This window comes from Bacterioplanoides sp. (assembly GCF_965226395.1).
Taxonomy (GTDB): domain Bacteria; phylum Pseudomonadota; class Gammaproteobacteria; order Pseudomonadales; family Oceanobacteraceae; genus Bacterioplanoides.
Genome location: NZ_OZ245358.1, coordinates 1,083,558 through 1,096,085, shown reverse-complemented (window position 1 = coordinate 1,096,085; position 12,528 = coordinate 1,083,558). Strand labels below are relative to the sequence as shown.

15 protein-coding genes are annotated in these 12,528 nt (G+C 49.5%); 6 read left to right on the top strand and 9 right to left on the bottom strand.

Features of this window, described 5'->3' with window-relative positions; genetic code table 11:
• Nucleotides 1–15: 15 nt before the first annotated feature.
• Nucleotides 16–663 (bottom strand): arylesterase, encoded by a 648-nt coding sequence (locus ACO05E_RS05015; protein ID WP_419813658.1) that lies wholly within the window; start codon nucleotides 661–663, stop codon nucleotides 16–18.
• Between ACO05E_RS05015 and ACO05E_RS05010 the strand changes: the two genes are divergently transcribed.
• Genes ACO05E_RS05010 through ACO05E_RS05000 form a run of 3 tightly spaced genes read left to right on the top strand, consistent with a single transcriptional unit; the run spans nucleotide 656 to nucleotide 4,975 of the window.
• Complete coding sequence (locus ACO05E_RS05010; protein WP_419811890.1) at nucleotides 656–1,420, top strand: ABC transporter ATP-binding protein; 765 nt, start codon at nucleotides 656–658, stop codon at nucleotides 1,418–1,420. The genes ACO05E_RS05015 and ACO05E_RS05010 overlap by 8 nt on opposite strands.
• Nucleotides 1,417–3,924 (top strand): ABC transporter permease, encoded by a 2,508-nt coding sequence (locus tag ACO05E_RS05005; RefSeq protein WP_419811889.1) that lies wholly within the window; start codon nucleotides 1,417–1,419, stop codon nucleotides 3,922–3,924. Before ACO05E_RS05010 ends, ACO05E_RS05005 begins: the two co-directional genes overlap by 4 nt.
• 49 nt (nucleotides 3,925–3,973) lie before the next feature.
• Nucleotides 3,974–4,975, top strand: a complete 1,002-nt coding sequence (locus ACO05E_RS05000; protein WP_419811888.1) for a CobW family GTP-binding protein — start codon at nucleotides 3,974–3,976, stop codon at nucleotides 4,973–4,975.
• Between the two features lie 105 nt (nucleotides 4,976–5,080).
• Here ACO05E_RS05000 and fldB read toward each other — a convergent pair whose 3' ends face one another.
• From fldB to ACO05E_RS04970, 6 genes are all read right to left on the bottom strand, one after another.
• Nucleotides 5,081–5,614, bottom strand: a complete 534-nt coding sequence (gene fldB / locus ACO05E_RS04995) for a flavodoxin FldB (protein WP_419811887.1) — start codon at nucleotides 5,612–5,614, stop codon at nucleotides 5,081–5,083.
• A gap of 103 nt (nucleotides 5,615–5,717) precedes the next feature.
• Complete coding sequence (locus ACO05E_RS04990) at nucleotides 5,718–6,179, bottom strand: hypothetical protein (protein WP_419811886.1); 462 nt, start codon at nucleotides 6,177–6,179, stop codon at nucleotides 5,718–5,720.
• Nucleotides 6,180–6,392: 213 nt separating this feature from the next.
• The gene (locus ACO05E_RS04985) at nucleotides 6,393–6,755 is read right to left on the bottom strand and encodes a VanZ family protein (RefSeq protein ID WP_419811885.1); all 363 of its coding nucleotides are present in this window, start codon (nucleotides 6,753–6,755) and stop codon (nucleotides 6,393–6,395) included.
• Nucleotides 6,756–6,757: 2 nt separating this feature from the next.
• Nucleotides 6,758–7,132: a hypothetical protein gene (locus ACO05E_RS04980; RefSeq protein ID WP_419811884.1), complete on the bottom strand. Its 375-nt coding sequence runs from the start codon at nucleotides 7,130–7,132 to the stop codon at nucleotides 6,758–6,760.
• Nucleotides 7,125–7,412: a hypothetical protein gene (locus tag ACO05E_RS04975; protein ID WP_419811883.1), complete on the bottom strand. Its 288-nt coding sequence runs from the start codon at nucleotides 7,410–7,412 to the stop codon at nucleotides 7,125–7,127. The genes ACO05E_RS04980 and ACO05E_RS04975 overlap by 8 nt, the downstream gene beginning before the upstream one ends.
• Before the next feature lie 3 nt (nucleotides 7,413–7,415).
• Complete coding sequence (locus tag ACO05E_RS04970; protein WP_419811882.1) at nucleotides 7,416–7,829, bottom strand: MAPEG family protein; 414 nt, start codon at nucleotides 7,827–7,829, stop codon at nucleotides 7,416–7,418.
• Between the two features lie 229 nt (nucleotides 7,830–8,058).
• Between ACO05E_RS04970 and dinB the strand changes: the two genes are divergently transcribed.
• Nucleotides 8,059–9,117: a DNA polymerase IV gene (gene dinB / locus ACO05E_RS04965; protein WP_419811881.1), complete on the top strand. Its 1,059-nt coding sequence runs from the start codon at nucleotides 8,059–8,061 to the stop codon at nucleotides 9,115–9,117.
• Nucleotides 9,118–9,131: 14 nt separating this feature from the next.
• Here the strand turns inward: dinB and ACO05E_RS04960 are convergent, their stop codons facing one another.
• A complete protein-coding gene (locus ACO05E_RS04960) occupies nucleotides 9,132–10,049 on the bottom strand; it encodes a LysR substrate-binding domain-containing protein (protein ID WP_419811880.1) in 918 nt (305 codons plus the stop codon).
• Nucleotides 10,050–10,179: 130 nt separating this feature from the next.
• Here ACO05E_RS04960 and ACO05E_RS04955 point away from each other — a divergent pair, with 130 nt between their 5' ends.
• Nucleotides 10,180–10,911 (top strand): SDR family oxidoreductase, encoded by a 732-nt coding sequence (locus ACO05E_RS04955; protein WP_419811879.1) that lies wholly within the window; start codon nucleotides 10,180–10,182, stop codon nucleotides 10,909–10,911.
• A gap of 63 nt (nucleotides 10,912–10,974) precedes the next feature.
• On the top strand, nucleotides 10,975–11,568 hold the full coding sequence (locus ACO05E_RS04950) for a 2-hydroxychromene-2-carboxylate isomerase (RefSeq protein WP_419811878.1): 594 nt from the start codon (nucleotides 10,975–10,977) through the stop codon (nucleotides 11,566–11,568).
• A 99-nt stretch (nucleotides 11,569–11,667) separates the two neighbouring features.
• Here ACO05E_RS04950 and ACO05E_RS04945 read toward each other — a convergent pair whose 3' ends face one another.
• Nucleotides 11,668–12,288: a hypothetical protein gene (locus ACO05E_RS04945; RefSeq protein ID WP_419811877.1), complete on the bottom strand. Its 621-nt coding sequence runs from the start codon at nucleotides 12,286–12,288 to the stop codon at nucleotides 11,668–11,670.
• Between the last annotated feature and the right edge of the window lie 240 nt (nucleotides 12,289–12,528).

Sequence of the window (12,528 nt, the reverse complement as noted above, 5' to 3'; positions counted from 1 at the left end):
TCGTATCTGCGAATATCACCGTTTGAGCCAGGCAAGAATTTCCGGATAAACGCTGGCCATCATCAGAGGTTGTGCTGCCGCCGTTGGGTGAATGCCGTCAGCCTGCATCATCCCTGGGGTAGTGGCGACTTTATCGAGTAAAAAAGGTACATAAGGAACGGCATTTTGGCTGGCTAATGTCGGAAATATCTCACGGAAAGACTGGGTATATTTACGGCCATAGTTGGGCGGAATCTGCATGCCCAGCAACAATATGTCGCTGTTTGCCTGAGTTGCCTGATCCATCATGCGTTGCAGATTAGCCCGTATCAGACGTATCGGCGTACCCCGCAAACCATCATTACCACCAAGCTCAATCACTACCAGATCCGGTTGGTGTGTGGTCAACAATGCAGGCAACCTGGATACACCCCCCTGGCTGGTATCACCACTGATGCTGGCATTAATGACCCGGGTCGGGTGCCCCTGGCGTTGCAATTCTTTACCTAATAACGCCACCCACCCCTGTTGCATCGGAATGCCAAATCCGGCACTAATGCTGTCTCCGATAACCAGAATGGTTTTTAACCGGGTATCCTGAGCCTTGCTCTCTTCCGACAAGGCAGCCACTGAAAGCGCACTTATCCATACGATTAACAGCAGGTTTCGTAACAATATGACCATCGACACAGCACGCTCCGGTAATTCAACAGATTCACAATCTTCCCCGACGGACCCGGCACTGACACTGCACCAGCTGGAAAAGCGGGTACAGGCGGGCAGTCAGGAGCTGGTCATCTTGCAGGGCGTTGATATTGAGATCAAGTCTGGTGAAAGTGTTGCGATTGTTGGTGCTTCCGGCAGTGGTAAATCGACCTTGTTAGGTTTGATGGCCGGTTTGGATCAGCCCAGTGCCGGGCACATCAGCTTACTGGGCCAGCGTATTGATCAGCTGGATGAAGATCAGCGCGCAGCCGTACGGGCTGGTGGGGTGTCATTTGTGTTTCAGAACTTTCAGCTATTACCCGGTTTAACCGCGCTGGAAAACGTGATGCTACCACTGGAAATTGCTAATGAAAAAAATGCCCGGCAACAGGCCCAATCGTGGTTGGCTCAGGTTGGGCTGGATCACCGCGAGCAGCATTATCCAACGCAGTTATCTGGTGGTGAGCAGCAGCGTGTTGCCATTGCCCGTGCTTTTGCCGGTTCGCCACGCATCTTATTTGCCGATGAGCCAACCGGCAATCTGGACCGGGCCACCGGCCACCAGATCGAAGAGCTGTTATTCCGTATGAATCAGGAGCAGGGAACCACACTGGTGCTGGTGACGCATGATCCTGAGCTGGCCGCTCGTTGTTCACGCCAGGTGGAAATGGTGGATGGCCGCTTGCAGTCAGCAACAGAAGCAGAGGCGTTCATGGCGACCGAGGTATCGTCATGAGCCTGATGCCCATTCGTCTGGCGCTGCGGTTACTGGCTCGTGAAGCACGCAGTGGTGAGCTGACGTTAATTTTGATGGCGCTGTTGATTGCGGTGACATCCACTACCGCCATTGCCTTGTTCAGCGCCCGGCTGGATCTGGCCATGCAGTCACGTTCCAACGATTTATTAGGCGCTGACTTGCGGCTGAAATCCACCAGCCTGATCAATGATGCCTGGCGGCAGGAGGCTCAACAGCGGGGAATTGAAACCGCCCGTACGCTGACGTTCCCCAGTGTGGTGCTGAAGGGAGACGAGATGTCACTGGCGGCGATTAAGGCGGTCGATGACGGTTATCCATTACGTGGACGGCTACTCATCAGCGATCAGGCTTATCAGCAAGCCGCGTCGCATACTTTGGCAACACAAGGCCCGCGTCCGGGAGAAGTCTGGGTTGAGCCTCGCTTACTGGCGCTGTTACAGGCGAAAGTGGGCGATAATATCGAACTCGGAGAGGGGGAATACCGCATCAGTGCGGTTATTCTGGAAGAAAGTGACCGAGGGGGGAATTTTTACACCTTATCGCCCCGGGTGATGGTGCACTGGCAGGATATCGAAAACTCCTCATTACTGGGGCCCGGCAGTCGGTTGCAGTATCGCCTGTTACTGAAAGGCGACAACGATGTGCTGCAACAGCTGCGTAATGGTTGGCAGCTGGACGCGAATCAGAGCTTTGAGTCACTGCAAGACAGCAATCAGGCGATGTCGGATGCCCTCGATCGGGCGCGTCGTTACCTGGGGCTGGCGGCTTTGCTGGCGGTGGTACTGGCCAGTGTTGCCGTGGCGATTTGTGCTCAGCGTTATGCCCAGCGCCACTACGACATTAGTGCTCTGATGCGCACCTTTGGTTTACAGCAACGTCAGGTGTATCAGATTTATGCCTGGCAATTAATGGTATTAGGACTGGCGGCAACACTGGTTGGAGCAGCACTGGCAGCGTTATTACAGCAAGGGTTAATTCAGCTGTTGCAGGGAATTCTGCCGGAAAACCTACCATCGGCTCCATTGTCGGCCTGGTTACTGGGTGCCAGCAGTGGTGTGCTGACCTTACTGGGTTTTGCCCTGCCGTATATCCTGCCGTTATCGCGTGTGACCCCATTGCGTGTGTTGCGACGCGATATCACACCAGTGCCTTTGTCCGGCTGGCTGATAACCTTGCTGGCGCTGGTGGCATTAACCCTGCTGTTGTGGTTTTTCACTCAGGATATGCCACTGACGCTGGGCATGATGTTAGGCGGCAGTGTGGTGGTATTGGTACTGCTGATGGCATTACACGGCCTGATCGCCGCCTTGCGTCAACCTCTGGCGCGGATCAATTTACCGCTGACGCTGCGTTTTGCCTGGCAGCACCTGAGCCGTAACAGCCGCCAGACTGCCGGTCAGATTCTGGCCTTTTCTCTGACTCTGCTGGTGATGGTGGTGATTGGTGTGGTACGCAACGACCTGCTGGCAGATTGGCAGGCCAGCTTGCCGGAAGACGCTCCGAATGTGTTTGCCATTAATATTCAGCCATATGAAAAAGATGAGTTTTATCAGCGTATTGAAGCCGCTGGTTATCGCACCGAGCGGTTGTACACCATGGTGCCCGGCCGACTGGTGGCGATTAATGATCAGGATATTCAGACGTTAGCGGTTGCCTCCGACCGAGCATTAAACCGCGACCTGGCATTAACCTCTGATTCACAACTCCCCGCTTCTAACCGCATTATTGCCGGAGACTGGCAAACCTTGCTGACGCAGAAAAATCAGGTTTCGATTGAGCAGGATCTGGCCCAACGATTAAATGTTGGGCTGGGAGATCAACTGGCATTTCGTGCGGGTGGTGTCGATTTTGAGGCAACCATCTCCAGCATTCGTGAAGTGGATTGGGGCTCATTATCGCCGAACTTTTATATGATGTTTTCGCCGGATGTCCTGGAGCGGCTGCCGGGCAGTTTTTTAACCAGCTTTTATGTACCGGCGGAAAAACAGCAAGCCTTAACTCAATTAATCCGCGACTTTCCAACCGTCACCTTACTGGATATGCAGATTGTGCTGGGTCAGATTCAGACTTTATTAATACAAGTGAGCCTGGCAGTAGAGTTGATTCTGAGTTTTGTTTTAATTGCTGCGGGCCTGGTGATGATTGCCACCCTGATTGCCAGTTTGAACGAGCGTTTGCGTGAAGGTGCCATTCTGCGCACACTGGGCGCCGATCGCGGAGTGATTCGTCGGGCGCAAATGGCAGAGTTTTCATTGCTGGCACTGATTTCAGCCCTGTTTGCGTTGGTTGGCGGCGAAATGATTGTGTTTGGCCTGTATCAGTATTTGCTGAATATTCCTTATGCGGGTGTGTTTCAGGGATTGGGATGGGCCTGGTTATGGTTGCCGCCAATGACCATTTTAGTGTTGGTGCTGGTGGGACGTTTTTTAATGCGGGCAGCAGTAAACGTTGCCCCGCTCACGGTGTTGCGTGAGCTTGAATAACAGGTTTTTAATTAATATAAACACGACATTATTTTTAAAGAGATTCAATGTGATTCGTACACATATTATTACCGGTTTTTTAGGGGTGGGAAAAACCACCGCCATTGTGAATTTATTAAAACAAAAACCAGAAGCCGAAAAGTGGGCCGTGCTGGTGAATGAATTTGGTGAGATCGGAGTGGATGGTGCCATTCTCGAATCTCAAACCGGTGAATTTAACAACGTGGTGACCAAAGAAATTCCCGGCGGCTGTTTGTGTTGTGTCTCAGGCTTGCCTTTTCAGATGGGGTTGAATTTACTGATCGCCAAAGAAAAGCCGGATGTTTTATTAATTGAACCCACGGGTTTAGGGCATCCGCGCAATATTCTCGAAACACTGCGTAATGAGCATTATCAGGATATTCTGGAAATCGGAGCCAGCGTGTGTCTGGTTGATCCGCGCCATCTGAGTCAGCCCCGTTATACCCAACATGAGACGTTTGTTGATCAGATTCAGCTGGCCGATGTGCTGGTGGCCAATAAAAGTGATCTGGCTGAGGATGCTGATAAAGCCCGTTTCGATACGCTGGTGCGTCAGTCACAGCCTGAAAAAGCGGCCGCCGTTATGGTCACTCAGGGGCAGCTGGATATTGCCTTATTACATCATCCTGCTGATCCACAACGGCTGGCGGTACACCCTGAAGCACACGCCCATGTTCATCAAAAAGAAGCGGGGTTAGATGCTCAGCAACCATTAGCAGCCGATGAAACGCTGCGTCGGCAGAGTAACCATGGGCAGGGCCATTTTTCACTGGGTTGGCTGATCCAGGGGCAGCAATTATTTTCGCTGGAAAAAATACGCAATTGGTTATCGGGTCTGGAGGTGGAAAGAGCCAAGGGATTAATAAACACCAATGCAGGCGCGTATGTGTTTAATCTGCGAGAAGGGGTGTTAACCGAGATGCCTACCCGGGCACTGGATGAAAGCCGGCTGGAATTAATCAGCTCAGCGGCCTTCGATGAAGAGGCGCTACAACAAGAGCTATTAGCCTGTCGGCAAGACCCGGTTTAAAAGGGAAAAGTTTAAATGAAAAAAAGTTAAGCGGAAAAAATTAAACACAAAAACCCGGCGATAACAGCCGGGTTAATATATTTGTTTGGATCGAATTTAATCGACTTACGCAGACAGCGCTTGCAGATTATCCAGCTCGGCGCGGATTTGTTTTAACCAGCGATCAATGCGTTCGTCGGATAATTCAAATTGCTGGTCTTCATCCAGTGCTAAACCAACAAAACTTTCACCGTCTTCGGTTAAGGCTTTGGATTCTTCAAAGTCAAAACCCTCAACCGAGAAATGTCCTATGATGGTTGCACCGCGATCACGTACCGCATCATGCAACAGACCCATAGCATCCAGAAAATAGTTACCATAGCCAAACTGATCGCCTAAGCCGTACAGCGCAATGATTTTGTCCTGAAAACTCATGTCTTCCAGAATCGGCCAGAAGTCTTCCCAGTCCGCCTGAATGCCACCAAAATCCCAGGTTGGAATGCCCATAATCAAAACCGGATACTGCTGAATATCCTCAACCGAACAGCTGGCAATATCGTGGGTTTCCACAATGGCCCAGTCGATACGTTCCTGAAGTTTTTGTGCAACCTCCTCGGTGTTGCCGGTGTCGGTGCCAAAAATAAGTCCAATGCGTTGCATAATTAATTCCTGAATAATCACGGATTAAAGTAGAAAGCGTCCGTGCTGACCCTCAATCCCATCTGGTATTACCGCGCTGCAAGCAGCGATGGTAAGTGGATGTTTACACCACGTAACGGGTAATCATCGACAAGTCTTTAAATAACAAACGAACTTTTTGTCGCCCGTTGGGCTGTTCGCGATAAAAATGTTGCAGAGCAAAAAATGGCTGATACAAAAAATCCAGACATTGCTGACGCCAGCATTCATGGCAGTCCAGATTAAAAGCCGTATCACGCAGGGTTTTATAAATCCGCTTCAGCCAGCTTTCCTGTAACGGGCGCAGATTTCGTGTACCCGCGTGCTCAGCCAGATCCAACCCCAGGTCAATGTATTCGTTCAGCCATTCCGGATGCTGGATCGGATCGCTGTATTGTTGAATGCGGCCTTCCAGCTGCTCCAGACGACGAATGGCGTGCTCCTGACCAACCTGCACCACCTGAAAGCGGTTAAGCCGGGTGGTGTGAGAAGGAAGCTGAGCATGCGGTAACATAACAATATTGGGGGCTTTGGCTGGCTGTGGCATAAGCGTCTCCTGCAACAATAATGCTTAAGTTAATGATAATATTTCGCATTTGCAAGCTTTGCGGTGCAAGAAACTGTAAATATCAGTCGCAAGGAGGATGCCGGTACTGAAAGGTGCTGTATGAAAAGAGGAAGTTTGTATCAGCAGAAGGTTTGCTGATAGCTGCTTAATTGTCAGCCATCATAGAGGGCGATGTTAAGGAATAGCGCGCTTTCAGGTGCGAGATTTAATGAAAAGTCGGCGGCTTAACAGCGCCAGCAGAATACCAATTACGACCCCAGCGCTATTGGCGGCCAGATCCAGCCATTCGCCATAGCGATTCACATAGGGTTGAATCAGCTCGATCAGGCCGCTCCAGCCAATAACGAATAATGCCAGCCATAACCAGTGTTTGGGCTTTGCCAGGGCAATCGGAAAGATCACCGCGGCATAACTAACAAAGTGATGCGTTTTATCGCTGCCGGGGACTTTGGGTAATTGGTCCGCAGGGTATAAAGATACCAATGTTACGAACGCTAGCAATAAGGTTGATAATACAGCCCAATAACGTTGTACAAAAATAAGCAGAGTAGTCACGGTTATTTCCAGATAAATGGTTTTTCTTCGCCACGTATCAATTTGATCCAGCCTTGCCCGGACTGATCGTCACCTTCATTCTCCTGCCAACCGGAATCACTGCAACGAATTTCACACTGCAAGGTGGTATGGGCTGAGCGGGCACATTCCAGGTCGGTTAACCAAGGGGTTTTATTTTGTTTAATCCACAGGCTGGCAAAATTTTTCTCAGCTTGTTCGGTAAAATAAATATCCATATCGGCGACTTGCCAGTGTTGAGTATCCGCATCACCATTTTTAACCGTTACTTCTCCGAGCGTTTGCTGCAGCCAGCTCAGAACCGGCTCTGCCTCCGCTTTCATCAGGTAAATTTCAATATCGGGGAAGCGTTCAGTCATGATGTTTCTCATCTGTACGAGTTAAGCGAAAGATTCGCGAAAAACTCAAAAGTATATATCCGGTAAGTGCCAGCAGTGCACCGGCACCACTTAACACTAAGCCACTGCCAGCCAGCAATTCCTGCATAACCGAAGGCAATAATTTTTGATCGGCGTAGAGCACAGCGCCCAGGCCAATAAAAAACGCGGCGGCGCCACTAACAAATAAGCGCAGGTTGTTGCGCTCATTTTCAGCCCGTTGCTGGAGCCAGAGGCGCCATGAGGAAGGTTGCTGGCCCACAGTTTAAACCAACGCCAGCACGTTACATACAAATAAACCAATCACCGACAGCGAACCAATGGTGTAAACACGCATGCGCCATGGCACGTAATTGGAGTGGGTATGAATATAGGCATGAATATAACGGCTAACCGCAAATACCCAGGCCAGTACCAGAGCAGCTGTGGTTACCGCATCCAGGCTGACCAGCATCAATACCAGAACGTAAAACAGCACCGGTAATTCAAACTGGTTGCTGATGTTGTTAGATGCCTGAACGACACGATCAGGCCAGGCTTTATTATCCAGTGCGGTTTTAGAACGATCGGCGCTGCCGTCTTTGATGGCCTGGGTGCGGCGGCCTACCAGCACAATAAACATCATCATGGTCAGGAATACCTGAGCCAGAACTGGCCAGTAAATCAGGGAAGCGTGCATGAGATTACCTCTTAGAATTATTGGAGCCTGATTTTGCATCAGATTGCCATCACTCGCCAGCTCTGACACTGCACTCAGATGAGAACCTTTGTTTCAGCAGATGAACAAGCCATGCCATTGGCTGGCAAAGCTTGTTATATTAATGTTTTATACTGTATATAAAGACAGTATCTAAAAAAGAGGCCAGAAGAACAAATGTCAGAAGCACTGGCGTTAGGAAAATGTGGATATGTCGCTGTCGCGTAAAGTCATTCATATCGACTGTGACTGCTTCTTTGCGGCGGTCGAAATGCGCGACCATCCACAATATCGCGATATCCCGATTGCCATTGGTGGTGATGCCAAACGCCGTGGTGTGATTTCCACCTGCAACTATCCGGCGAGGGAGTTTGGTGTGCGCTCAGCGATGGCGACCGCACAGGCGTTAAAGCTCTGTCCGCAGCTGACCCTGGTGCCCGGCAATATGAATCATTACCGTGATGTATCACGTCAGGTGATGGCCATTTTACGTGACTTTGCCTGGCAGCGAGAAGGGATGACCTTACTCCAGCAGGTGTCGGTGGATGAGGCCTATCTGGAAATAAACCCCGAACATAATGCCAGTGACATTGCCCACCAGATCCGCCAGCGGGTGCGTGAGGAAGTGGGTATTACCGTATCGGCGGGCATTGCGCCGAACAAATTTCTGGCAAAAGTCGCCAGCGACTGGAATAAACCGGATGGTCAGTGTGTAGTAAAACCCCACCGGGTTGATGACTTTGTTCGACTGCTGGATGTACGCAAAATACCTGGCATTGGCCCGGCGATGCAAACCAAGCTGGAGCAGGCCGGTATTACAACCTGCGCCGAGGCTCAGCACTGGAGTCAGGAGGATCTGGTGCGTCAGTTTGGCCGTATGGGCGCGATGTTATATCAGCGCTGTCGGGGGCTGGATAACCGTCCGTTAACTCTGGGGCGGGAGCGTAAGTCGATTGGCGTAGAGCGAACCTTTGCCACCGATTTAATAACAGAGGATGAATGCTTAGCCCAGTTACCACGACTCTGGCAATTATGGTGCGAGCGTGTGGCAAAAACAGAGTTTGAGGTGGTGCAGTTGGCACCGTTCGTCAAAGTGAAGTTTGCCGATTTCAGCCAAACCACATTGGCCGACAGTCACGAAGTAGCCAGCCCGGAAGGCTTTGCCCGGTTATTTCAACAGGCACTGCAACGGCAGGATAAAGGGGTGCGTTTATTAGGCATTGGTGGTCGTTGCCCGCAGTTAAATGAGCAGCAGTTATGCTTATTCTAAAAGCTGTTAACAGCCTAGCCATCCGGTAAGGCGGAGGTTAACTCCGGAATCTGGCGGAAGAGCTGAGTCAACCAGGCCAGCAAGGCCGTAATTTCCGCTTTATCCTGATTATGTTTCGGCGTTACCAGCCAATAGCCTTTATCGGTTTGGTACTGCAGCGGAAACGGCGTCACCAGTCGGCCATCGTTAATCCAGCGGTTAGCAATGGGCAAAATCGCCAGAGCAATACCCAGCCCGTCGGCGGCTGCCTTAACGGCGGCAAAGTGCGAATCACAAATAATGCGGTTATCAAGGTGAATCTGGGTATCCGGAGCAAGAAAAGTCTGCCAGGTCGCCATGTCTTCCGATTCACTGATCAAGCGATGCTGCGATAAATCCTGTAACTCAGCAAAACTATGGGCGGCGGCATACACCGGGCTGCAAACCGGTGTCACGGCGGAATAACATAAACGCTGGCTATACAGCTCTGGCCAGTTGCCATCACCAAAACGAATGGCGGCATCGACCTGTTCGGTTTCAAAATCGACATAGCGGTTGCGCGCTTCAATACGCAATTCGGTATCCGCCGCCTGCTCAGCAAAGCCAAGATAATTGGGCATCAATAATTCCTGAGCAATAAACAGCGGCGCGCTGACGTGTAATGAGCGGTTCTGAAAACGCCGCTGAAATCCCATATACCCCTGGCGATGCTGCTGCATCATCTGGTGCGCCACCTGATAATAATAAGCACCGGCTTCGGTCAGGCTCAGGCTGCGGGTATGGCGCAAAAACAGCGCTTCTCCTAACCACTGTTCAAACGCCTTAACCTGCTGCCCGACGGCCGGTGCAGTGACGTTCAGCTCGGCGGCGGCTTTCTTAAAACTCAGGTGGCGGGCGGCTGCTTCAAAGACCGGAATAAACTGGATGGGTGGTGTGCGGGAAGAAGGATTCATTGCTTGATTATTATTGCCATGAAAAAGTATAGCTTTTCTATAGCGTAGAAATCATAGTTTGTACACGCTTTTTGAATGGCATAACTTTGTTATCACACATAATAAGTACATTCCTTTCAGGAGTTTAACCATGTCTGACAAGCCACAAGTCGCCCTGGTGATGGGTGCCGGAGATGCCATTGGTGCCGCCATCAGCCGTCAGTTTGCCCGCGCCGGGTTTATTACCTGTATGGCCCGACGCAATGGCGATCAGTTACAGCCACTGATTGAAGAGCTGACCGCAGAAGGTCACGATGCTCGTGGCTTTAGCTGCGATGCCCGTAATGAAGAGCAGGTCGAACAACTGTTTGCTCAGATTGAATCCGACATTGGCGAACTGGAAGTGGTGATCTTTAACATTGGTGCCAATATGCCAATGAGCATTTTATCCACCAGCAGCCGCAAGTTTATGAAGATCTGGGAAATGGCTTGTTTTGCCGGCTTCCTGACCGGGCGTGAAGCGGCACGAGTGATGACCAAGCGTAAACGTGGCACCATCTTGTTTACCGGTGCCACCGCCAGTGTGCGCGGTGGTGCAGTATTTGGTGCGTTTGCCAGTGCCAAACACGGTTTGCGTGCGCTTGCACAAAGCATGGCGCGCGAACTGGGGCCGCAGAATATTCATGTGGCTCATGTGATTATTGATGCTGCGGTGGATACCCAATGGATTCGTGATAATCACCCTCAGTATCAGGAACTGGCGGATAAAGATGGTGTGGTGCAGCCGGATGATCTGGCTAAAAACTACCTGATGTTGCATCAACAGCCACGCAATGCCTGGACGTTTGAATTGGATGTGCGCCCATGGGCGGAAAAATGGTGAAGTCCGTGACTTCCAACATGCCGATTAAAGCGATGTAATCAACCATTTAAAAGAGAGAATAGCATGAGCACAACCATCGAATTTTATTTTGATTTTGGCAGCCCAATGGCGTACCTGGCCCACAAGCGTTTTGACTATTTACGTGAGAAATACGACGTGAATATTGAATACCGTCCGATGCTGTTAGGTGGCGTTCATAAAGCGACCAAAAACCAGCCTCCGGCGGCTATTCCGGTAAAAGGCATGTATTTACTGAAGCACGATGTGCCGCGTTTTGTTAAGCGCTATCAGGTGCCGTTTAAAATGAACCCTCACTTTCCGGTGAATACATTACCGCTGATGCGCGGCTGTTTTGCTGCGGAAAAACTCGGTGTTTCTGAGGTTTATAACAATGTGATGTTTGATGCCTTGTGGAATCAGGGGCTGAATATGGCCGATCCGGAAGTGATTAAACAGGCGCTGTTGGATAATGATTTACCTGCTGATGAATTACTGGCAGCTACTCAGGATCCAGCGGTTAAACAACAGCTGATTGATGCTACCGAGGCAGCGGTAAAACGTAATTGTTTCGGTGCGCCAACCATGTTTTTTGAAGGTGAAATGTTTTTCGGTCAGGATCGTTTAGATTTTATTGAAGAGATTTTGCAGCAAGCGTGATAGAGCGTTTATCTTATGATGTATGCGGACACCTTAATCTTAATTAGATTTGGGTGTCCGTTTTATCGGGGGAAGATTACAGTCGCTTGTTAGGAATTTTTAGCCGAACGAAATTAGAGTATTGTTCTCAATACTATTTTTGCAATTTTCGAACAAGTTAAACCATACCACCCTTTCAATATAATAAGGGTGGTTTTCATCCGCTTTTACTAATTCTTGATGTGTTGATTCAGATATTTCGCTACCGTTAACTTTTACATCTATTAAGTGCGCAACCTTAAGAATTTCCAAGAATAACTTCTGGCTTGATCCTAACATCCCTCCAGTCAATTCCTCATCGAATATCACCTCATCAAATTCAATGGGAACGTAGTATCCCTCAGTATCCGAATGGCAAAGTAAATGAGAATCCATCATTTCGGATGCTTCCATTATAAAATTATCATCTTCTTCAGTAAGTTCACCATTAGTTGGAGTAACAGGTTTCTCCAACTTATCTAAAGCATAAATCCGTCGTAAATAGTGTAGGAAACTATAAGGAAATCCCTCGATCGACGACATTGCAACGTCTGGCACTTCGGTAGCTTCAGAATGTTCTGGAATTCCGTTTTTCTTTAGTACTGAATTAATAACTTTGAAGTCTTCTTCCATCCATTTAGCGCCCTCAGGGTCTTCCTTTAGGTAGTAAGCATACTCACCACTTGATATAGTCAATCCCATGATAAATTTCCTTAATTTTTAACGCATAACATTTTAATAGTGTGACCTTACAAGGTCGCATACCTTGCAAGCTAACCCTGTCTTGCAAGCTAACCCTGTCTTGCAAGCTAACCCTGTCTTGCAAGGTTTCGATGGCTTCTTTGGGCTTCCAAAGGCAAGCAGACTTCATTAAGAAACCTTCCATAGCAAGATTATCCCTTTCAGATATGCACCTAGGCACATTATGCTGATATTTAAAAT

What these genes read in the sequence shown, in the direction of transcription:
- ACO05E_RS04955 (WP_419811879.1), top strand. Translation starts at nt 10,180, where the DNA reads ATGTCTGACAAGCCACAAGTCGCCCTGGTGATGGGTGCCGGAGATGCC.
- ACO05E_RS04970 (WP_419811882.1), bottom strand. Translation starts at nt 7,829, where the DNA reads ATGCACGCTTCCCTGATTTACTGGCCAGTTCTGGCTCAGGTATTCCTG.
- ACO05E_RS05005 (WP_419811889.1), top strand. Translation starts at nt 1,417, where the DNA reads ATGAGCCTGATGCCCATTCGTCTGGCGCTGCGGTTACTGGCTCGTGAA.
- ACO05E_RS04950 (WP_419811878.1), top strand. Translation starts at nt 10,975, where the DNA reads ATGAGCACAACCATCGAATTTTATTTTGATTTTGGCAGCCCAATGGCG.
- ACO05E_RS04945 (WP_419811877.1), bottom strand. Translation starts at nt 12,288, where the DNA reads ATGGGATTGACTATATCAAGTGGTGAGTATGCTTACTACCTAAAGGAA.
- dinB (WP_419811881.1), top strand. Translation starts at nt 8,059, where the DNA reads ATGTCGCTGTCGCGTAAAGTCATTCATATCGACTGTGACTGCTTCTTT.
- ACO05E_RS04990 (WP_419811886.1), bottom strand. Translation starts at nt 6,179, where the DNA reads ATGCCACAGCCAGCCAAAGCCCCCAATATTGTTATGTTACCGCATGCT.
- ACO05E_RS04960 (WP_419811880.1), bottom strand. Translation starts at nt 10,049, where the DNA reads ATGAATCCTTCTTCCCGCACACCACCCATCCAGTTTATTCCGGTCTTT.
- fldB (WP_419811887.1), bottom strand. Translation starts at nt 5,614, where the DNA reads ATGCAACGCATTGGACTTATTTTTGGCACCGACACCGGCAACACCGAG.
- ACO05E_RS04980 (WP_419811884.1), bottom strand. Translation starts at nt 7,132, where the DNA reads ATGACTGAACGCTTCCCCGATATTGAAATTTACCTGATGAAAGCGGAG.
- ACO05E_RS05010 (WP_419811890.1), top strand. Translation starts at nt 656, where the DNA reads ATGACCATCGACACAGCACGCTCCGGTAATTCAACAGATTCACAATCT.
- ACO05E_RS05015 (WP_419813658.1), bottom strand. Translation starts at nt 663, where the DNA reads ATGGTCATATTGTTACGAAACCTGCTGTTAATCGTATGGATAAGTGCG.